The organism is Janthinobacterium violaceinigrum, from assembly GCF_009208555.1.
Lineage (GTDB): Bacteria > Pseudomonadota > Gammaproteobacteria > Burkholderiales > Burkholderiaceae_D > Janthinobacterium > Janthinobacterium violaceinigrum.
Map to the genome: position 1 here is coordinate 57,370 of NZ_WFLI01000029.1, position 21,039 is coordinate 78,408.

At 63.5% G+C, this 21,039-nt stretch carries 19 protein-coding genes; 9 read left to right on the top strand and 10 right to left on the bottom strand.

Annotation, left to right across the window (positions count from 1 at the left end; genetic code table 11):
• The first annotated feature begins 49 nt into the window (after positions 1-49).
• Positions 50-835, top strand: coding sequence for a PhzF family phenazine biosynthesis protein (locus GCN75_RS21170; protein ID WP_152284164.1), 786 nt, complete (start codon positions 50-52; stop codon positions 833-835).
• Between the two features lie 177 nt (positions 836-1,012).
• Complete coding sequence (locus tag GCN75_RS21175; RefSeq protein WP_152284165.1) at positions 1,013-3,415, top strand: TonB-dependent receptor plug domain-containing protein; 2,403 nt, start codon at positions 1,013-1,015, stop codon at positions 3,413-3,415.
• Between the two features lie 149 nt (positions 3,416-3,564).
• On the opposite strand, the gene GCN75_RS21180 is transcribed toward GCN75_RS21175, so the two are convergent.
• Positions 3,565-3,915: a VOC family protein gene (locus GCN75_RS21180; protein ID WP_152284166.1), complete on the bottom strand. Its 351-nt coding sequence runs from the start codon at positions 3,913-3,915 to the stop codon at positions 3,565-3,567.
• Between the two features lie 104 nt (positions 3,916-4,019).
• Entirely contained in the window at positions 4,020-4,187 is a 168-nt protein-coding gene (locus GCN75_RS29265) for a hypothetical protein (RefSeq protein ID WP_193317590.1), read from the bottom strand.
• A 251-nt stretch (positions 4,188-4,438) separates the two neighbouring features.
• Between GCN75_RS29265 and GCN75_RS21185 the strand changes: the two genes are divergently transcribed.
• From GCN75_RS21185 to GCN75_RS21200, 4 genes are all read left to right on the top strand, one after another.
• Positions 4,439-6,643: an OsmC domain/YcaO domain-containing protein gene (locus GCN75_RS21185; RefSeq protein WP_152284167.1), complete on the top strand. Its 2,205-nt coding sequence runs from the start codon at positions 4,439-4,441 to the stop codon at positions 6,641-6,643.
• Positions 6,644-6,728: 85 nt separating this feature from the next.
• On the top strand, positions 6,729-7,337 hold the full coding sequence (locus GCN75_RS21190; protein ID WP_152284168.1) for a 2-hydroxychromene-2-carboxylate isomerase: 609 nt from the start codon (positions 6,729-6,731) through the stop codon (positions 7,335-7,337).
• 190 nt (positions 7,338-7,527) lie between these two features.
• Positions 7,528-8,427, top strand: coding sequence for a hypothetical protein (locus tag GCN75_RS21195; protein WP_152284169.1), 900 nt, complete (start codon positions 7,528-7,530; stop codon positions 8,425-8,427).
• Between the two features lie 69 nt (positions 8,428-8,496).
• Positions 8,497-9,750 (top strand): hypothetical protein, encoded by a 1,254-nt coding sequence (locus tag GCN75_RS21200; protein WP_152284170.1) that lies wholly within the window; start codon positions 8,497-8,499, stop codon positions 9,748-9,750.
• Between the two features lie 32 nt (positions 9,751-9,782).
• On the opposite strand, the gene coaD is transcribed toward GCN75_RS21200, so the two are convergent.
• The 5 genes from coaD to GCN75_RS21225 form a co-directional block, all read right to left on the bottom strand.
• Positions 9,783-10,931 carry a pantetheine-phosphate adenylyltransferase gene (gene coaD, locus GCN75_RS21205; protein WP_152284171.1) on the bottom strand — a complete coding sequence of 383 codons (1,149 nt, stop codon included), beginning with the start codon at positions 10,929-10,931 and terminating at the stop codon, positions 9,783-9,785.
• 118 nt (positions 10,932-11,049) lie between these two features.
• On the bottom strand, positions 11,050-12,384 hold the full coding sequence (locus GCN75_RS21210) for an ATP-binding protein (RefSeq protein ID WP_152284182.1): 1,335 nt from the start codon (positions 12,382-12,384) through the stop codon (positions 11,050-11,052).
• Between the two features lie 2 nt (positions 12,385-12,386).
• A complete protein-coding gene (locus GCN75_RS21215; RefSeq protein WP_010400558.1) occupies positions 12,387-13,046 on the bottom strand; it encodes a response regulator in 660 nt (219 codons plus the stop codon).
• Between the two features lie 124 nt (positions 13,047-13,170).
• Positions 13,171-14,688 carry a Do family serine endopeptidase gene (locus GCN75_RS21220; protein ID WP_152259328.1) on the bottom strand — a complete coding sequence of 506 codons (1,518 nt, stop codon included), beginning with the start codon at positions 14,686-14,688 and terminating at the stop codon, positions 13,171-13,173.
• Positions 14,689-14,982: 294 nt separating this feature from the next.
• A complete protein-coding gene (locus GCN75_RS21225) occupies positions 14,983-15,444 on the bottom strand; it encodes an Hsp20 family protein (RefSeq protein ID WP_152284172.1) in 462 nt (153 codons plus the stop codon).
• 155 nt (positions 15,445-15,599) lie between these two features.
• On the opposite strand from GCN75_RS21225, the gene GCN75_RS21230 reads away from it, so the two are divergent.
• From GCN75_RS21230 to GCN75_RS21240, 3 genes are all read left to right on the top strand, one after another.
• On the top strand, positions 15,600-17,519 hold the full coding sequence (locus GCN75_RS21230) for a M61 family metallopeptidase (protein ID WP_226941505.1): 1,920 nt from the start codon (positions 15,600-15,602) through the stop codon (positions 17,517-17,519).
• 71 nt (positions 17,520-17,590) lie between these two features.
• Complete coding sequence (locus GCN75_RS21235; RefSeq protein ID WP_086136420.1) at positions 17,591-17,941, top strand: hypothetical protein; 351 nt, start codon at positions 17,591-17,593, stop codon at positions 17,939-17,941.
• A 169-nt stretch (positions 17,942-18,110) separates the two neighbouring features.
• A complete protein-coding gene (locus GCN75_RS21240; RefSeq protein WP_152284173.1) occupies positions 18,111-18,308 on the top strand; it encodes a hypothetical protein in 198 nt (65 codons plus the stop codon).
• Here GCN75_RS21240 and GCN75_RS21245 read toward each other — a convergent pair whose 3' ends face one another.
• From GCN75_RS21245 to GCN75_RS21255, 3 genes are all read right to left on the bottom strand, one after another.
• On the bottom strand, positions 18,309-19,073 hold the full coding sequence (locus GCN75_RS21245; RefSeq protein WP_152284174.1) for an alpha/beta hydrolase family protein: 765 nt from the start codon (positions 19,071-19,073) through the stop codon (positions 18,309-18,311).
• An 83-nt stretch (positions 19,074-19,156) separates the two neighbouring features.
• Complete coding sequence (locus GCN75_RS21250) at positions 19,157-19,861, bottom strand: glutathione S-transferase N-terminal domain-containing protein (RefSeq protein ID WP_152284175.1); 705 nt, start codon at positions 19,859-19,861, stop codon at positions 19,157-19,159.
• A gap of 116 nt (positions 19,862-19,977) precedes the next feature.
• Positions 19,978-21,039, bottom strand: a 1,062-nt coding sequence (locus GCN75_RS21255) for a Y-family DNA polymerase (protein ID WP_152284176.1), incomplete at its 5' end; no start/stop codon positions are given.

Sequence of the window (21,039 nt, forward strand, 5' to 3'; positions counted from 1 at the left end):
AAACGGCCATCTCAGTTATGCTGGGGTTTTACCTTGCACAGTGCCCGCCATGATCGTCCACTCATTAAAATGTTTCGGCGCCGCCCCCGGTGGCGGCAATGCGGCGCTGGTCGTGGAAAACGACCACGGCACGCAAGCGCAGCGCCAGGCCTTTGCCCGCGCACGCCAGGTCAGCGCCTGTGTCTTCCTCGACCGCCAGGCGGACGGCAGCATCGTGCTCGACTATTTTTATCCGCACACGCGCAGCCCCCTGTGCCTGCACGCCACCCTGGCCGCCGCGCATGTGTTGCTGGCGGCGCCCGGCGCGCCGGCGGCGCTGACGATCACCACCGCCATGCGCGGACAGGCCTTGCAGCTGGTGCGCCGCGCGGAGGGATTGTTCATCGGCCTGGCGCCGCAGCCGGCGCCTGCCGTCCTGGTGGAAAAATATGTGCCTTCCGAGCTCATGGGCCAGCACATGCATTTGCTGTCGCCGCCCGTCGTCGCGTCCGTAGGCAGTCCGAAGCTGCTGCTGGAAGTGGCCGACCGCACCACCCTGCGCGCGCTGCGGCCTAATCTGGAACTGATTGCCGACTGGAGCGCCTTGCACAAGGTCAACGGCTGCTATGCGTACTGCCGCACGGGCGAGCACGAGTACGAAGGGCGCAACTTCAATCACCTGGACCCGGCGCTGGAAGACAGCGCCACGGGCGTGGCGGCGGGCGCGCTGGCAGCGCACTTGCAGCAGTCGCTGCACCTGCGCCAGGGCCACGTGACGCAGCAGCCCTGCCTGATCGACGTGCAGTACGGCGCGCAAGCCATCTGGGTGGGCGGCATGGTGCAACGCAGCACCTGAACGGGGCATGCTGCACCAGCACAAGGCAAGCGAGACAGAGGCCAAAAGATAATCAACCAGGAAACAACAGTTACAGCAAATTTGTAACAACAAAACAAAGTATCGCTGGTGAATGCTGAAAAGATGGCACTAGAATCAAGTCACGAATCTTGCTCATCAGCCAATTGGAGATACTGCGTGCCGACCCTCACTACCTTGCGTAAAGCAGTCCTCATCAGCCTGTACGGCAGCGCCGCCCTGGCCGCCTTCAGCCCCGCCGCCATGGCCCAGAACACGGAAGCGGCCGCCACGGACGGTCCCGTGCAAACGGTCAGCGTGGTCGGCTCGCGCCGGGTCGCCAGCTCCGCCACCGATACCATGGTGCCGGTCGATATCATTCCCATTTCCAAGGTGGCAGAACAGGGCGGCCAGTTCGACCTGGCGCAATCGCTGCAATACATCTCGCCCTCGTTCAACTCCACGCGCCAGACGGGCGCCGACGGGGCCGACCTGATCGATTCGGCCGCCCTGCGCGGCCTCGGCTCCGACCAGACCCTGGTGCTGGTCAATGGCAAGCGGCGCCACACGACGGCCCTCGTCAACCTGTTCGGCGCGCGCAACCGCGGCAACACGGGCACGGACATGAATGCGATTCCTTTGCTGGCGATCAAGAACGTGCAAGTGCTGCGCGACGGCGCCGCCGCCCAGTACGGCTCGGACGCCATTGCCGGCGTGATCGACATCGAACTAAAGAAAAGCCTGGGCTGCGAAGCGGTGGCCGGCTACAGCCAGTATTCCGCAGGCGACGGCAAGAACTACATGACGTCCGCCTATTGCGGCATCGCGCTGGGCGACAAGGGCACCCTGGCCATCACGGGCGAATACCTGGACCGCGGCCGCTCGAACCGGGCCGACGCAGACAGCATGCGCATCATCGGCGACACCAAGTCCAAAAACAAGACCCTGTACATCAATGGCGACTACGCCACCAGCAGCACGGGCAAGCTGTACTTCACGGCCGGCGCGCAGACGCGCGACGCGTCCAGCGCCGCGTTCGGCCGGGGCGGCATCGGCAGCGACGACATCCCGTCGCGCAATTCCGCCGCCATGTACCCGGACGGCTTCGTGCCTTTCATCAACGGCAAGATCGACGACCAGTACGCCACCATCGGCCACCGCAGCCAGATCGGCGAATGGCATGCGGACTTTTCGCAAACCTATGGCTACAACAAGATGCGCTACGACATCAGCCATACCTTGAACGCGTCCATCGCCAACCTCGACCTGATGAACGGCGGCAAGGGCGTCAGCGCCAGCAGCTACGACGCGGGCGGCTTCTCGTTCCAGCAGCTGACCAGCAACGCCGACTTCAGCCGCTACTACGACACGGTGATGAGCGGCATGAACGTGGCCTTCGGCGCCGAATACCGCAGCGAGCAATACAAGATCATGGCCGGCGAACCCGGTTCCTACATCGACGCCGACGGCGTGGGCGTGGGCGGCAACGCGGGCAGCCAGGGCTTCCCCGGCTTCCAGCCCGGCGACGCCACCAAGGCCAGACGCCACAGCATCGCCGCGTATGGCGACGTGGAACTGGACTGGACGGAACGCCTGAAAACCCAGGCCGCGCTGCGCTATGAAAAATTCAGCGATTTCGGCTCCACCGTAACGGGCAAGCTGGCCGCCAGCTATAAAGTGGCGCCCAACGTGCTGCTGCGCGGCTCGGCCAGCACGGGTTTCCGCGCGCCATCGTTACAGCAGGTGTATTTCTCATCCACCTTCACCGACTTCATCGGCGGCGTGCCCACGGATGTGGTGCTGGCGCCCAACGGCGGCACCGTCGCCAACGCGGCCGGCATCCCCAAGCTGAAAGAAGAAAAGTCCACCAGCTTTACGTTCGGCACCACCTGGACGCCCACGCAAGCCATTTCCGTGACGGCCGACTTGTACAACATCAAGATCAAGGACCGCATCGTGCTGTCGGGCCGCTTCAATGCCGACAACTATCCGGACCTGGCCGCACGCCTGGCCCTCCTGGGCGTGGGCGAGGCGCAGTTCTTCGTCAACTCCATCGACACGCGCACGCGGGGTCTGGACCTGACGGCTTCGCACAAGGGCGAATTGGCCGGCAACCGCCTGAACACTTTCCTGGCCTTGAACCTGAGCAAGACGGAAGTGACGAAGGTCAAGACGCCGGACTCGCTGAAAGGCTATGAAGACGTGCTGCTGTCCGAGCGCGAACGGCTGTTCATCGAACAGGGCGGCCCCCGCGCGAAAGCCACCCTGGGCTTCGACTACATCACGGGCAAGCTGGAATCGGACTTGCGCATCATTTATTTTGGCCCGCAAACCCTGGGCACCTTCAGCGGCACGGCCGCCGGCGTGCCCAACGCCCGCTACGCGGCCAAGACGTCGGCCGACCTGAGCTTCACCTACAGCATCAACAAGAACACCAAGCTGACGTTTGGCGGCAACAACATCTTCAACGTCAAGCCCACCACGCAGAATCCGGACGAAACGGATAACGGCTTCAAATACGACAGCGTGCAGTTCGGCCTGAACGGCGCTTCCTACTTTGGCCGGCTGTGGGTGAAGTTCTGATCGCCCTGTCCGCCTGAAAAAACAGCGGCTGCGCCAGCATGGGCAGCCGCTGTTTTTTTGTCTGCATCATTGTCGGCATCAACATGCGGCCGGATGGCAGGCGCTGGATCAAAGATGGCTTGCGCCCAGCGCTGCCGCTGGCGCCCCGCCTAGGCGTGCGACAGAATATTGATGAGTTTGCCGAAAGGGTCGCGCACGAAAAACCGCCTGACGCCCCAGGGTTCATCGGCAAGTCCATATTCGATGGGAAACCCGGCGGCCGACATGCGCGCGAATGCAGCATCCACATCATCGACTTCGATGGAAAGGTCCGGCACTGCCGTGTTCGAGCCGCCTTCCGTCGCAAAGCTCACCTGAACGCTCATTTCGGTTGGCAAACCATATGTGACGATCCAGCCGTGATCCATCAAAAGGTTGAGACCCAGCACGTCCTGGTAAAAAGTGCGGGCCAGTGCCACATCCGGCGTCGAGAAATTTGCAACGATTCGCTTGACTTGCATATTCTTCCTCCGTGCCAAAGATTGAAAAATTCAACACCCGCCCCTGCCATGCACAGACTCCAGCCGCTGCAAATGCGCAGCCCGACCTGCAGGTGCTCGCGTCGTCAGGCTTTTTCGGACTTGGCGATAAGAAACCAGGGGATGGCAAACGGGCCGGTCAGAGCGACGATCATGTCCCTGACGGCCGTTCTTTTCAAAAGGCGCCGTTTGGCGATCAGGTGGCAAGCCACTGCCGAGAGCAGCCAGATCAATGCGGGGATGTATGCCGTCACTGTGAACTCCATTCAGATAGTCGTTGCCTTGAATGCAAACGATGATAACAGGCGCATCTGGGCAGTGCAATTTGGCACCGTCCCCTCTGGGCAGCCGCGTGTCCGCTTCCCCGGGGCACGCGCCCCTGTCCCGCCCTGACCGCCTGCTCCGGCGGCGCCCCGCCAGCGTGGCCGCAGTGAACAATCTTTGCCCTGCGGCGGAAAGCACGGATAATAGCGGCTAACTCATATGCACAGTATTGGATTCTCCCATGGAAATTAAAGTCAACTTTCTCGACAAGCTGCGTCTCGAAGCCAAGTTCGACGATTTTACGGTCATCGCCGACCAGCCCATCCGCTATAAGGGCGATGGTTCGGCGCCGGGCCCGTTCGATTACTTTTTGGCATCATCGGCACTGTGTGCCGCGTACTTCGTGAAGTTGTATTGCGATACACGCAATATTTCAACCGAAAATATCCGTCTGTCGCAAAACAATATTGTTGACCCGGAAAACCGTTACCAGCAGATTTTCAAGATCCAGGTCGAGCTGCCGGCCGATATCTCGGCCAAGGACCGCCAGGGCATCCTGCGCTCGATCGACCGTTGCACGGTCAAGAAAGTGGTGCAGGCGGGCCCCGAGTTCGTCATTGAAGAGGTGGAGAGCCTGGACGCCGACGCCCAGGCCCTGCTGACCTTGAATCCGGCCCCTGGCGCGAGCACCTATATCGTGGGCAAGGACTTGCCGCTGGAACAGACCATCGCCAATATGTCCAGCCTGCTGGCGGGCCTGGGCATCAAGATTGAAATCGCCTCGTGGCGCAACATCATTCCCAACGTGTGGTCGCTGCACATCCGCGATGCGCACTCGCCCATGTGTTTCACCAACGGCAAGGGTTCAACCAAGGAAAGCGCGCTGGCGTCGGCCCTGGGCGAGTATATCGAGCGCCTCAGCAACAACCATTTCTACGCGGGATCGTTCTGGGGTAACGACATCGCCAACGCGGATTTTGTCCATTACCCGAACGAGCGCTGGTTCAAGCCGGGCCGCAAGGATGCACTGCCGAAAGAGATTCTCGATGCCTATTGCCTGGACATCTACGATGCCGATGGCGAGCTGCGCGGTTCGCACCTGATCGACACCAATTCCGGCAATGCGGAGCGCGGCATCTGCTCGCTGCCGTATGTGCGCCAGTCCGATGGCGAGACCGTGTATTTCCCGTCCAACCTGATTGAAAACCTGTATGTCAGCAATGGCATGAGCGCCGGCAATACCCTGGCCGAAGCGCAGGTGCAATGCTTGTCGGAAATTTTCGAACGGGCCGTCAAACGCGAAATCCTCGAAGGCGAGATCGCCCTGCCCGACGTGCCGCAGGACGTGCTGGCGAAATATCCAGGCATCGTGGCCGGCATACAGGGACTGGAAGAACAGGGTTTCCCCGTGCTGGTGAAAGATGCGTCGCTGGGCGGCGTGTACCCGGTGATGTGCGTCACCCTGATGAACCCGCGCACGGGCGGCGTGTTTGCCTCGTTCGGCGCGCACCCGAGCCTGGAAGTGGCGCTCGAGCGCAGCCTGACGGAATTGCTGCAGGGCCGCAGCTTCGAAGGCTTGAACGACTTGCCGCAGCCCACGTTTGCCAGCGAAGCCGTCACCGAGCCGAACAACTTCGTCGAACACTTCATCGATTCCAGCGGCATCGTCTCGTGGCGCTTCTTCAGCGCCAAGGCCGATTACGATTTTGTCGAGTGGGATTTCTCCGGTCACGGCGACAACTCGAATGCCGAGGAAGCGGCAACCCTTTTCGGCATCCTCGCCGGCATGGGCAAGGAAGTCTACACGGCCGAGTATGACCAGCTGGGCGCCACCGCCTGCCGCATCCTCGTGCCCGGTTATTCGGAAGTCTATCCGGTCGAGGATTTGATCTGGGACAACACCAACAAGGCGCTGCTGTTCCGCGCCGACATCCTGAACCTGCACCGTATGGACGATGCCAGCCTGGAAGACTTGCTCGACCGCCTGGAAAACAGCGAGCTTGACGAGTATGGCGACATCGCCACCCTGATCGGCATCGAGTTCGATGAAAATACGGTCTGGGGCCAGCTGACGACTCTGGAATTGAAACTGCTGATACAGCTTGTCCTGCAGCAATTCGAAGAGGCGAAAGAGCTGGTGGAAACCTTCCTGCAGTACAACGACAACACGCTCGAACGCAAGCTGTTCTATCAAGCCTTGAACGTGGTGCTGGAAGTGGAACTCGATGACGAGCTGGAGCTGGACGATTACGTAGTCAATTTCCGCCGCATGTTCGGCGACGCCCGCATGGACGCGGTGCTGGGTTCCGTGGACGGCAGCGTGCGCTTCTTCGGCCTGACGCCCACCAGCATGCAACTGGAAGGCCTCGACCGGCACCAGCGCCTGATCGACAGCTTCAAGAAACTGCACGTGGCGCGGGGCAAGGCAACGGCCACGCCGCGCTAGGTCGACAAGCGGGGGCCGGCGCTGCAGTCCGGCCTCCGCACCCCGGCGCAGGATCAACCCTGCATTACCGCATGGAAAAGAGACCATGGCCACACTGGAATTCTGGTTCGACTTCGGCAGCAACTACAGCTACCTGAGCGCCATGCGCATCGAGGCGCTGGCGCGTGAAAAGAAGGTGCAGGTGATCTGGAAACCCTTCCTGCTGGGCGTCGTCTTCAAGGCGCTGGGCTGGGAAACGTCACCGTTCGTCTTGCAAAAAATCAAGGGCGACTACACGTGTCGCGACATGGCGCGCCAGTGCGACAAATACGGCTTGCCGTGGCGCCAGCCCGCCGCCTTTCCCCGCACGGCCCTGCTGCCCATGCGCGTGGCCCTCGTCGGCGCGGACCAGGGCTGGATCGCGCCGTTTGCGCGCCGCATGATGACGATGAATTTCGCCGAAGACCGCGACATCGACAACCTCGAGGCCGTCAGCGAAGCGTTGGCCGGGCTGGGTCTCGATGCGGGCGCCATCGTGGCGCTGGCTTTGACACCGGACAACAAGCTGCGCCTGCGCCGCCAGACGCAGCAGGCGCAAGCGCTGCACCTGTTCGGCGCCCCCAGCTTCCTCAGCGGCGGCGAACTATTCTGGGGCAACGACCGGCTCGACGATGCGCTGGCGCATGCGGCGGGCGCACGGTCACTGTCAATGTGAAACCTGGCGCCGCCTTCGGGAACTCCGTGCGCAAGAAGCAGCCTCAGCAATACACCAGCACACACGTTTCTACACCTTCCCGGCATAAAAATAACACTGCGACAAAAAAAATAGTTAACTTGTAGTTACTTTGAATTGCACGTACATTTCCCTTCGGTAATTGCATTTATGCAATGCAAGGAGGAGCGAAATGAAAGCATTTCCTGTGCTGCCATTACTGGCGCTGCTATTGGGCGGGTGCGGCTTTGCACCGCCGAATGCCTATCCGATCTTTCGCATGCCCAGCAGCGCAGAAGGCGATGCGCTGACCATGAGCGTGGAGAAAGATACCTTGTTTGGCGCTCCCACCACGCTGGAACAGAGCAAGATGCTATTGCTCAAGCAAAGATTCTGGTATCTGAAGCTGGCCGAGGATAGCCAGCGCGCCGTCTATAACCAGAGCGACTGGGCCTTGACGGGCGGCGCCATAGGGACTGCGGGCGGCCTGCTCAAATCGCTGCCGACAGCAGCACTCGGCGCCGTCATCGGCGGTGGCGCCGGCCTGGTCGCATCCCGCTACTCGCTGGACCAGCAATCGACGCTGTACGCCAGGGCGGCCGACAAGGTGGCCTGCCTGAGCGTCGTCCTGTCGAGCTATGAACAGCGCAAGCGCCCTTTCGCAACGGCGATCACCTGGCCCGACAGCATCGAACAGCAGACAACTTCTTCGCTCAATTTCGCCTGGCTCGCAGTGCTGGCGGAACTGCGTACATCGCTGCAAGTGCTCAAGCCGCAAGAGGTAAGCATCAAGCAAGTGATCGATCTGCGCGACCGCTATGCCAGCAACAGCATTTTACTCAACAGTACGGGAAATAATCTCTCGGCCGCCCTGCTCCAGCAGGAACAGCTACGTCTGCTGCAGCAGGGGCAGTCGCGCCTGATACAAGCCAACCCGCCGAGCCCGGAAGCCCAGCGTGCCACGGAGGCTGCGGCGAACGAGAGGAGTGAAGCCGTCCGCATCGCGCAACAGGCCCAAATTGCGGCCTTGGGCGAGCTTGCCCAGGCCGAAATCGACTCCTGCGTCCTGATCGGCAAATCCAGGGCGGAATAAATCCCTCACGGCACACTTTCACCATATTGCAATGACAAACCATCGTGCGATAAGAAACGGAGCATACCCATGGACAAGCAACTGATCGACCAGATCATCGCGGCGGCCAATAGCGATGCACGACTGCATGCAGCCCAGCTGCGCACAGCCGTGGCGCTCGGGCTGGAAAATGCGCAACCGCCACTGCACAATGGCTGCGCAGCAACATTGAGCGCCTTGCTGATCTCCGCCGGCGTGGAGATTCCCTTCACCCTGGGCGCAGGACACCTGGCGCAACGCCTGGGCGGCAGCGGCAGCCTGTCGCGCCGCTGGCAGCGCATCGACGTAGGAGAGCAGCAGGCAGGCGATGTCGGCGTCACGTATGACCTGAAGAGTCCGCCTGGCGCCGACCACATCTACCTCGTGGCGGAGCGCCTCGACGCCGATGCCATGCGCATCGCCGACAACCAGCAGGCGCAGACCCATACACGCTATGCCTCAGGCAAAGACAAGACGCCCACCGCGTATTTCCTGCGTCCCAGCGGTCTGGCCATCGATGCCGCCGCGCCCGCGATATCGGCCGTGCCGCTACCGGCGCATTTGCCCGCCCAATTGTCGGCAAAGCTGCAAGCAACGATACTGGAAATCGCAGCCCATTCCGAAGTGGCACGCTACGACTGGCCCAAGCGCGGCGTCGCGCCAGCGGGCTACATCAAGGGCATGGCCCTGGCATTTGCCAAGGCTTACCACAACTTGAGCATAGGCGATGCCACCGCCGTGGCAATGGCCGCCGCGGCACAGGAACACAACACCAGCACCGATGCGCTGGCCTGGTATCACGAGCAATTCGCAGCCCTGGGCATGCAAAATGACAAGGATGGCGCCGATACCTTGCGGCATCTGTACGTCCTCCTGACAGGCCTGGGGATGCGCGAGAGTTCGGGCCGCTATTGCGAAGGCCGCGACAAGGGTGCCAGCAATACGGCTGCCGACACGGCGGAGGCGGGACTGTTTCAATCCAGCTATAACCTGATCGGGCATTCTGCCATGATGAGCAAGCTATTCGCCTCGTATGCCGGTTCCACGGAACTGCTATCGGTCTTCCAGGAAGGCGTGCATTGCAAGCCTGGCGACCTGGAAAATCACGGTTCGGAAAAGAATGGCCTGGCATTCCAGCAACTATCCAAATCCTGTCCCGCCTTCGCCGTCGAACTGGCGGCCCTGGGGCTCAGGCTCAGGCGCCAACTCTGGGGGCCCATCAACGGCAAGTCGGCGGAACTGCGCTTCGAATGCGACTGGATGCTGCAGCAGGTACAGCATGCGGTGAAACAGGCCATGCAATAGACGCGGGCAGCGGCAAACGCCCGCGCATCGGATCAGGCGCCGGCCAGCGCCGCGATCTCCTTCTGCATGTTCTCGATTGCCCGCTCGTTGTACTGGCCGGCAAAATACGCATCGCCAAACAGCTGGCCCGCCTGCGCCTTGGCGCACAGGTGCTGGAGGGCCAGGCCCCGCTGCTCGTTGAAGCGCACGGGGTCCACGTGCGCATATTCGCGGACGATGGCTTGCGTATACGCCTGATACACCTCGTCGTCCTGGCCCAGGATGGCCAGGTCGGCGCTGAGCATGGCGTCTTTCAGCGCGTGGCTGATGCCGGGGCCCTGGAAATGGTCGGTCGCGCGTATCAATTGCGCCACATCCAGGTTATCGCCCGCATCGAGGCCGCTGGCCAGCCACAGCTGGGCGCTCGCTTCTTCGCTCGAATACAGGGCATCGTCGTCGTGGCTGTAGACGGCGTCGTGGAACCAGAACGCCTTCTTGACCAGCGCGCTGTCGCGCTTGGGCGCATAGGTATTGTCGGCCCACACGCGGATCTCGGACAGGCCGTGCACCAGGTGGTCGAGGTTGTGATAGTGGCGGTCAGGGCCGCCATACGCCTGCGGCCCCGTCAGGTGCGCGAACCATTGGTCCGCCAGCGCGATGTCGGCCGGGGAAGCGGTGGCGTAATTCCACAGCGCTTCCCACTCCTTGCGCAGGCAGTCGAGTATCCACGCCTGGTAGGCGGGACCGGGAACGAATTTCTTCATGGTCCAGTTCCAGCCGACGGGGCCTTCCAGCGCCTTGACGAAGCTGGAACTGACGGAACCGAGGTCGCGCGGCGGCATGACGAAAATCGTCTTGGCACCCTGCAGCACGTCCACATTGGTTTGCTGGATCAGGTTTTCATAGTCGAAATCGGCCGTCGTGCGGATGCCGCGTATCAGGTAGTCGCAGCCATGCTTTTTCGCCGCGCGCGCCGTGTAGTCGCCCTTGACGATGACGACCTGCACATTGTCCCAGCCGCACTCGCGCGCGCTCTGCTCGATGATGCGCTTGCGGTCTTCGGCGGGGAACTGGGGTTTCTTGGCGGGGTTTTGCGACAGGAACACGATCACCTCGTCGGCAAGCGAGCGCGCTTCGCCGATCACCCACATATGGCCGTTGGTGATGGGGTCGAGGGTTCCTGAAAATCCGATCTTCTGCATGTGCGCTCCGTGGTCTGGTTCTGCTTGTTTCGCAGACAATATAGGGCCACGGCGCGCACGTCAATGCAGCAGATTAAAGATTGGCCTCACACCAGGGCCAGTCGGAGGGAAATCTGCCTCATTTTTTCGCCGGCAGGGGGAATTCCACGCGCACGCACAGGCCGCCCAGGCGCTCGGACTTGTCCAGCACCAGGCGCGCGCCATGGCGCTCGGCGATGGCCTTGATGATGGCCAGCCCCAGACCGCTGCCGTTGGCGTCCGTGCCGGGCACGCGGTAGAAGCGGCTGAAGACGCGCTCGCGCTCCTCGGGCGGGATGCCGGGACCGCTGTCTTCCACGGACAAGGTCACGCCGACGGGGCTGGCGCGCAGGTCGATGTCCACCGTGCCGCCCTGCGGCGTGTACTTGATGGCGTTGTCGACCAGGTTGCGCAGCATGATGTTGAGCGCATCGGCCTGGCCCGCCACCTTGGCCGGGTCCATGTGGTGCAGGCCCAGGTCGATCTTGCGCGCTTGCGCGATGCCGGCCATGTCGCCCAGCGCGCGCTTGACGACATCGTTCAAGTCCACCGCCTGCAGCTGGTCGCCGCTGGCGGCGCTCGCCTCCTGGCGCGCCAGCACCAGCAGCTGCTCGACCAGGCGCGTGGCCCGTTCGATGCCGGCGCTCACGCGGGAAATGGCCAGGCTGCGTTTTTCCGCCGATTCGGCCCGCTCCAGGCTCAATACCTGCAGTTTCAGGGCCGCCAGCGGCGTGCGCAATTCATGCGCGGCGTCGGCGACGAAATGCTGCTGCGCGTCGAACGCCGTTTTTACACGCCCGAACAAGAGGTTCAGTTCATGCACGAGGGGCCGCACTTCGTCGGGCAAACCCGCTTCCGAGACGGGCGACAGATCGTCCGCCTGGCGCGCCGCCACCTGCTTGCGCACGCGCGACACGGGCGCCAGCGAACCGCTGACCACCCACCAGACGACCAGCATCAGGATGGGCGCCATCAGCGCGATGGGACCGACCGTGCGCAGCGCCAGGCTGCCGGCCATGCGCTTCCTGACGGCCATGTCCTGGGCGATCTGCACAGTCTGGGAACTGGTCTGCACGGAAAAGATGCGGTAGGTGGTGCCGTTGGCCTTCACGTTGGAAAAGCCCAGCACGGCGCGCTGCGGCAGTTCCGCGCGCGTGATCGAGCGGAACACCTGCACGCCGTCCGGCGTCCACACCTGCACCACCATGTCGTTGTTGACGGGGTCGACAGGCAACGCCTGCGCGTGGTTGGCCAGCGGCGCGCCGGAGCGCAGCGACAGGGCCATCTGCTGCATGTGGTAGTCGAAAATCTGGTCGGCGTCGTACAGGGCGCTGCGGTAGGCGATCGAGGCCTGTGCCAGGGCCGCCATGATGATGGCGGCCAGCAGGAACCACAGCAGACGGCCGCGCAGCGAGTGCGTCACCGTGACCTTCATCCTCATGCCTTGGGCACCATGTAGCCGAGGCCGCGCACGTTCTGGATCAAGTCGCTGCCCAGCTTCTTGCGCAAGCCGTGGATATACACTTCCACGGCATTGCTGTTGACTTCATCCTTCCAGCTGTACAGTTTTTCTTCCAGCTGCGCGCGCGACAGCACGATGCCGGGACGCGCGATCAAGGCTTCCAGCACGGCCCATTCGCGCGCCGACAGGTTGACGGGATGGCCTTCGGCGATCACTTCGCGCGTCAGCGGATTGATGGACACGCCCTGGTGTTCGAAGATCGGTTCCGGCCGCCCCGAGGCGCGCCGCAGCAGGGCGCGGATGCGCGCCAGCAGTTCGTCGAGGTCGTACGGCTTCAACACGTAATCGTCGGCGCCCGCGTCCAGGCCCGCGATGCGCTGCTCGACGGCGTCGCGCGCCGTGGCCACCAGCACGGGCGTGTCGAGCTTGCGCAGCCGCATCGAGCGCAGCACGTCGAGGCCATCCTTGCGGGGCAAGCCCAGGTCCAGCAGCACCAGGTCGTAGGTCTGCGTCTGCAGGGCCGTATCGGCCATGTCGCCATCCTTGACCCAGTCCACCGCGTAATGCTCGGCGCGCAGCAAGTCGAGCACCACCTCGCCAATCATCGTATCGTCTTCTACCAGCAATAAGCGCATGGCTTGCCTTTCTATCTTGTTATGCTTGCTTTCACCCAAAAAGATGAAAAGCTGGGGTCGGCCCCGACGGGGGAATGTATCCCGATGGGACACATTCCGATCACGAAGTGACTGACCCCGGTATTTACCCCAGCCGCACGGGAATGAAAATCTTGTCCGGTCCCCGCTGTATCAGCAAGGCCACGGACTTGGCGGATTTCTCGACCACGTCGCGCACCTGCTCGACGGTGTTGACGGGACGGCCATTGACCGACAATAACACGTCGCCCGGCTGCACCCCGGCATTCGCCGCCGCGCCGCCCGCGTCTTCCACCAGCAGGCCGGCACTGATGCCCGCCTCGCGTTTTTCATCCGATTGTAACGGACGCAGGGCCAGGCCCAGTTTTACCTTGCCCGCGGCGCTGTCGCTCTTCGCCACTTCGGCCACCTTGTCGGCCGCATTGCCGAGCGTTGCCGTCAGGCTGACGATCTTGCCGTCACGCCAGACATCCATGCTGATCTTGTCGCCTGGCAAGGACGTGCCCACCAGCGCAGGCAAGTCGGCCGAGCCGATGATGCGCTGGCCATTCACCTTGCGCACCACGTCGCCCGATTTCAGGCCCGCCTTGTCGGCCGGGCTGCCCCGCTCCACGTTGGCCACCAGCGCGCCTTCCGGCGTGGCCAGCTTGAACGAGTCGGCAAAGCCCTGGTTCACTTCCTGCACCGTCACGCCCAGCTTGGCATGGCTGGCCTTGCCCGTGGCGACGATCTGGTCCTTGATGCGGCTGGCCAGGTCGATGGGAATGGCGAACGACAGGCCCTGGAAGCCGCCCGTCTGGCTGTAGATCTGCGAATTGATGCCCACCACTTCGCCGCGCGTGTTGAACAGGGGGCCGCCCGAGTTGCCGGGATTGACCGCCACGTCCGTCTGGATGAACGGTACGTTGCTGTCGTCCGGCAGGGAACGGCCCTTGGCGCTGACCACGCCCGCCGTCACCGTGCTGTCGAAGCCATAAGGGGAACCGATGGCCAGCACCCACTCGCCCACTTTCAGGTCGCTCGAATGGCCGAGCGGCACGACGGGCAGGTTGTTGGCGTCGATCTTCAGCACGGCGATATCCGTCTTCGGATCCGAACCCAGCACCTTGGCGCGGAATTCGCGGCGGTCGTTGAGCTTGACCGTCACTTCGCGCGCATCGCGCACCACGTGGGCATTCGTCATGATGACGCCGTCCGGGCTGACGATGAAACCGGAACCGAGGCCGTGCGTGGGCACGTCGCGGCCGCCCCGCTGGCCCCCTTGCGGCCCCTGGAAGCGGCGGAAGAATTCGAAGAACGGGTCGTTGCCGAAGTCGTCGTTGCCGGCCTGGGCCGATGGGTCGTAGGCCACCTTGGTGCTGCCCGTCACGCTGATATTGACGACGGCCGGGCTGTTGCGCGCGGCGATCTGGCTAAAGTCGGGCAAGGCCACCAGCGGTGCGGCGGCGGTGGCAGGCGCGACGGCAGCGGCCACGGGGGCGGCAGGCGCGCCAGCGGCAGCATTCGCGCCGGCATTGTTTTGATGGATCACCATGGCGCCGCCGGCACCCAGCACACCGATCGCGGCCAGCGCGGCTACGGTGCGTTTGATTTTCAGCGATGCGGTATTCGTTTGCTGTTCCATGAATTGCTCCTCATTCAATGAGATTTTGATGTATGCAATAGTGGGCCACGAGTCTTAGGCGGTGCTTAACATTTTTCCATTTGGAAACAGGCGTTTGCGCCTTTAAGCGGGGTTTAATCTTGCCTGCCGCACGCACGCCGCATGGCGATCGATGCAGGTCCGCGGCGGGGTCCGAACGGACGCCGGACGTGACACTGGCCGGATCGACCGGCCAGTATTTTACTGCATGGGAAGGGGATGTTCCCTCCTGGCAATGCCGGCGCATGGCGCCGGCATCAGCTCATTCAAATCGCATCAGGCTGCCTGGCGCTGTTCCAGGGTGCTGACGGTGGCGCCGCTGCCGGTGCCGATCTCGATCTTGCGCGGTTTCAGCGCTTCCGGCACTTCGCGCACCAGGTCGATGGTCAGCATGCCGTTTTCAAACGTGGCGCCCGTGACCTTCACATGGTTGGCCAGCTGGAAACGCTGCTCGAAATCGCGGGCAGCGATGCCGCGGTGCAAGAACGTGCGCTCGACGCCATCCTTCTGCTTGCGGCCCGTGACGTGCAGGGAATCGCGCTCCGTGATGATGTCGATCTCTTCACGCGAGAAACCGGCCAATGCCATCACGATCCGGTATTTATCTTCCGATACCAGTTCGATGTTGTAGGGTGGGTAGCTGGGTTGCGCATCGGCGCGCTGTTCGTTGAGCAGCTGTGCCAGGCGGTCGAAGCCAATGGCGGAACGGTACAGGGGAGCAAGGTCAAAAGTACGCATGATAACTATCCTTTTCATTAAAGCGATAAGAGGGGCGGACCTCACCATGAGCATCCGCCTGTTACCGATATACGGCCTGCCCAGCCCCTTTCAAGGCCTTGAAATCGGCGAAAAACGCCCCAGACGGCCATAAATTTGTAAGAAATTTTTACAGAATGCTAGACTCGTCCTTTGCCATCCAGCCGCCGCCCCGTCCCATGCCCCACGCCCGTTCCCTCCTGTGCCTGTCCCTCGCCGTTCTCGTCGCCGCTTCCGCCCAGGCCGCCCCGCCCGCGCCCATCGTGCTGCACGTCGACGCCAGCAATGTGGCGCAGCAGCTGTTCACCATCCGTGAAAGCATTCCCGCCGCGCCGGGCAAGCTGACCTTGCTGTATCCGCAATGGGTGCCGGGCAATCACGGCCCCAGCGGTCCCCTGAATCAGCTGGCGGGTCTGCGCCTGTCGGCCAATGGCGCGCCCCTGGAATGGCGGCGCGACCCCGTCAATATGTTCGCGTTTCACGTGGACGTGCCGGCCGGCGCCGGCACGGTGGAAGCGCAATACCAGTTCCTCTCGCCCGTCGACACGAGCCAGGGCCGCATCACCATGACCAGCGCCATGCTGGGCGTGCAATGGCATGCGATGACCCTGTATCCGGCCGGGCGCGCCGCGCGCGACATCGTCGTGCAGCCCAGCCTGACCCTGCAGGCCGGCTGGGAATTTGCCAGCGCGCTGGAAGTGCGCGCGCGTGCGGCGACGCCGGCCAGCCAGCAGATCGATTTCGAAGTGCTGGACCTCGACACCCTGGTCGACTCGCCCGTCTTCGCGGGACGCCATTTCGAACGCATTGACCTCGACCCGGGCGCCGCAGTGCCCGTGCACCTGAATGTGATGGCCGACAGCGCCGACAGCCTGGAGGTGACGCCGCAGCAGGTCGAGAAACACCGCGCGATGATGCAGCAAGCTTATAAACTGTTCGGCGCGCGCCACTACCGCCACTACGATTTCCTGCTGGCCTTGAGCGACGAGTTCGGCGGCATTGGCCGCGAACACATGCAGTCGAGCGAAAACGGCGTCAAGCCCGGCTATTTCAGCGACTGGGACAAGAACGAGGCGGAGCGCGTGCTGCTGCCGCACGAACTCACGCATTCGTGGAATGGCAAGTTCCGCCGTCCGGCCGGCCAGGACACGCCCGACTTCAACACGCCGCTGCAAAACAGCTTGCTGTGGGTCTACGAAGGCCAGACGCAGTACTGGGGCAATGTGCTGGCGGCCCGCTCCGGCCTGGTGGCCCCGGCCCACATGCGCGACCTGTTCGCCGCGACGGCCGCCCATTACGACGTAATGCCGGGGCGCAGCTGGCGCGCCATGCAGGACACGACCAACGATCCCATCATCAATGGCCGCCGTCCCATCGGCTGGAGCAGCTGGCAGCGCGATGAAGACTATTACATGGAAGGCGCCCTGGTCTGGCTCGACGTCGATACCGCCATCCGCGAACTGTCCGGCGAGCGCCGCTCGCTCGACGACTTTGCGCGCGCCTTCTTCGGCGTGCAGGACGGCAGCACCACGCCCCTGCCCTACACCTTCGAGGACGTGGTGGCGGCCCTGAACGCCGTGCAGCCGCACGACTGGGCCACGTTCCTGCGCACGCGCCTGGACGGCCACGGCCCCGGCGCGCCGCTGGACGGCCTGGCCCGGGCCGGCTGGAAGCTGGTCTACCGCGACATGCCCACGCCGTTCCTGAAAGCCGAGGAAGAGCGCAGCAAACGCACGGACCTCACGTATTCGCTGGGCTTGAGCATCGCCAAGGATGGCAAGCTGGATAAGGTGCTGTGGGATGGCCCCGCCTTCAAGGCGGGCTTGTCCGGCAACACGACTTTGCTCGCCGTCAATGGCACAGCCTACACGCCCAAGCTGCTGAAGGCGGCCATCCAGGCGGCCAAGGCGAGCCCGCAACCGATCAACTTGCTGGTTCGCAAGGGCAAGCAATTCCAGACGGTCGCGCTCGACTACCACGGCGGCTTGCAGTACCCGCAACTGGAACGCATCGCCGGCACGCGCGACCGCCTGTCGGCCATCCTGCAAGCGCGCTGAGACGGCGATATCGGCACAGGTTTTGCGCGGCGCCCCCTATGCGGGGGCCGCTTTTGGTGTATGCTGACAAGATGAACAATGACACCGACATCCAGCTCAGCGGCCCCTTCAAGGCCACCGACGGCTCCGGCCGTGCCCACGACATCAAGGCCATCCGCATCTTCGATGAAGGCTACGGCATCATTGACGTCTACGTCGATTTCGCCGCCCCGCTCGAAGCGGGCGCCTACAAGGACAAGACCCTGGTCGGCCACATCCTGGCCCGCTTGCGCAGCCTCGGCTATGTAGGCCCCGACTTCGGCCATGGCGACCTGGGCCTGCAAGACAAGAAACTGATCGTCCTGGAAGCGCCGGAAGAGTTTTCCGCCTTTGCTGCCAGCAAGGGCTGGAAGGATCTTTCGGCAGAGTTTGACGAAGACTGAATACAGGCAGGATTGCCCAGGCATTCAAGTCATCCCGCCATATTCCGCTCCACGCCGTACCCGCCCTGTGCCGGTACGGCGTTTTTCATGAAAAGACGCCATGCTCCGCTTCACCATTGCCACCGCCGCCATCCTGGCCATCGCCTCGCTGGCCTTTTAGGCGGGCGTATTGTGGACCTCGTTCAACAGCAATATGTGCTATGCCGCAGTCATCGACAAGCTGGCGACGCAGGCGCAAGCCGCGGCTGCCACGCAAGACCCCGCCGCCATGGCGCGGTACGCAGGGAAGCTGCGCTCCTTGCCCCTGCACGGCTATGAATCCGATTGCGACGCCATCCTGGCCAAGCTGGCCCAGCCTGATTCCTGATTACTGCGGCTGCAGGTAACGCGCGCTCCAGGCGGCGATGACATTGGCCACATAGGCCGCGTCATCGCGCCCCGTCAGCAAGTGGTCGGCATCGTCGAGCGAAACGAAGCTTTTCGGGTGTTTGGCGGCCGTAAAGATATCCATCGCATTCGACAGGCTCACCGTCGTGTCGTTCGGCGCATGCATCACCAGCAGGGCGCGGCGCAGGCCCGCGATGTGGTCTTTCAAGCTGTGGCTGCCCGCATCGTCGACGAATTGCTGGCGGATGCGGAACGGCCGCCCTTCCAGCTGCACCAGTGCCTCGCCCTCGGCGGCGATCTGCGCCAGGTGGCCGCTGAACATGCGCGTGACGTAAGCGGGCGTGCTGGGGGCGGCCAGGGTGGCGATGGCCGTCGCTTCCGGCACTTGCGCGGCGGCGGCCAGCACGGCGGCGCCGCCCAGGCTGTGGCCGATCAGCAATTGCGGCGCGGCGTGCCTGGCCCGCAAAAAGTCGGCGGCGGCGACCAGGTCGTCCACGTTCGACGAGAAATTGGTGGCGGCAAATTCTCCCCCGCTGGCGCCCAGTCCCGTGAAATCGAAGCGCAGCACGGCGATGCCGTGCTCCGTCAAGCCTTGCGCGATGCGCCGCGCGGCCAGCACGTCCTTGCCGCAGGTAAAACAGTGGGCGAACAGCGCGTACGCGCGGATGGCGCCGTCGGGCGCATCGAGGCGCGCCGCCAGCACATGGCCGTGCGCGCCGGGAAAATCTTGCCGGGTGGATTTCATTGTCTCAGATCAAAGCTGCCGCGCAGCGCGGCCGATGGCGCATTGTAGCGCCGCCCGGCCGCTGCCGCAGGCAGCTGGCAAGATCAGTCGCGCTTGGGGATATCGAGGCCCTTGATGACGGCTGGACGGACAAGGAAGGCATCGAGCGCGCGCTGCACGTTCGGGAAATCGGCAAAGCCGACGAGATCGCCCGCACCGTAGAATCCCACGAGGCAGCGCACCCACGGGAAGATGGCGATGTCGGCAATCGTGTATTGCCCGCCCATGATCCAGTCGCGGCCCTGCAGGCGCTGCTCAAGCACGCCCAACAGCCGCTTCGCTTCGCCCAGATAGCGTTCCAGCGGACGCTTGTCTTCGTACTCCTTGCCGGCAAATTTATGGAAGAAGCCCACCTGGCCAAACATGGGGCCGATACCGCCCATCTGGAACATCAGCCACTGGATGGTTTCGTAGCGCAAGCCCGCGTCCGAAGGGATGAACTTGCCCGTCTTTTCCGCCAGGTACAGCAGGATGGCGCCCGACTCGAACAGGGCCAGCGGCTTGCCATCGGGACCGTCCGGATCGAGGATGGCGGGAATCTTGTTGTTCGGATTGAGGGACAGGAAGGCGGGCGACAGCTGCTCGTTGCGTTCGAAGCTGACCAGGTGGGGCTCGTACGCCAGGCCCAGCTCTTCGAGCAGGATCGACACCTTGATGCCGTTCGGCGTCGGCAGCGAGTACAGCTGCAGGCGTTCGGAATGCTGGGCAGGCCACTTCTGGGTGATGGGAAAATCGGAAAGCTGTGACATGGAAATCCTTTACTTGAATTAAATACGCGGCACCGGGAAGCAAGTATAGCCAAGCATCCCCGCTTCTGCTGGACGGCGCCGGAACCAGCTTGCCCGTGCCTGCCCACGCCACCCGTTCAGCCAAACAAGCCATGCAAAAACCAGCGCGGCGCGGCATCCTCGCCGCTGCCGGCGATGCGTTCGCGATAGACCCAGTAGTGGGCGTGGTCAAGGCCTTCGGCAATGAAATAATCGCGCGCCTGCGACTGGCCCCACCAGCCCGCCTCGATGCGCTCGGCCACGGACACCATTTTCAGGGGCGAGCCATAGAACGGCCGGTGTTCGCGCATCAGCAGGGCGACGGGCTGGGCCAGCAGCCAGCCGGGACGGGGCATGCCGGGCAAGCCGGGCGGCAAGTCCGGCGCCGCGTTTCTTGCAGCGGACCTGGCCGGCAGCGGCAGCCACTGGTTGGCTGCTTCGGGCCGGTAATCGGCGCGTGGCGCCGCCTGCAAGACATTCTCGGCGCCCAGGCGCGCCACCAGCAATTCCATCAGGCGCTGGCGCTCCTGCGGCGTGCCGCCCGGCTCGGGGAACAGGGTGTCGCTGGGCGGCGCCATGGGCTGCACCCGCAGCGCTTCCAGGGTGAGGCCGATCACGGGCGCGTCCAGCACCAGCTGCGCCAGGCGCTCCTTGAGCAAACGCAATAAATGCTCGTCGCGCCAGACGGCTTCGCCCAAGGCCAGGTCGATCACGGTGGGCGGGCGCGCCACCCTGCCCCGCTCGTGAGCCAGCAGCAATTGAATGCGCTCGACGGCAAATTGCCGCGCGCACAGCCATCCCGTCATCTGCTGCAGCAAGCGGCGCGCGCCGAACAGCAGCGCTTCCGCATGCTCCACGCGGTCGAACAGTTCCAGGCTGGCGCGGAACGTGGGCGGCGCTTCGAGCCACAGGAACAGTTCCGTGCTGTGGCCATGCGCATCGTCGAGCATGTCCAGCAAGGCACCGCCGCAGCGGCGCTGCAAGCCGGGCCGGGGCAAATGGCGCAGCTGTCCCAGGGTACGGCAGCCGATGCCGTCCAGCCAGTCCAGGTAGGGACGCGCGGGCGGCAGCAAGGCGCACGGCAAGCCGTCGAGACGGCGCACGAGACTCGCCATGCCCAGCACGCGGCCCCGGCGCGTCCCGGCGCGCGCCAGCAGCCA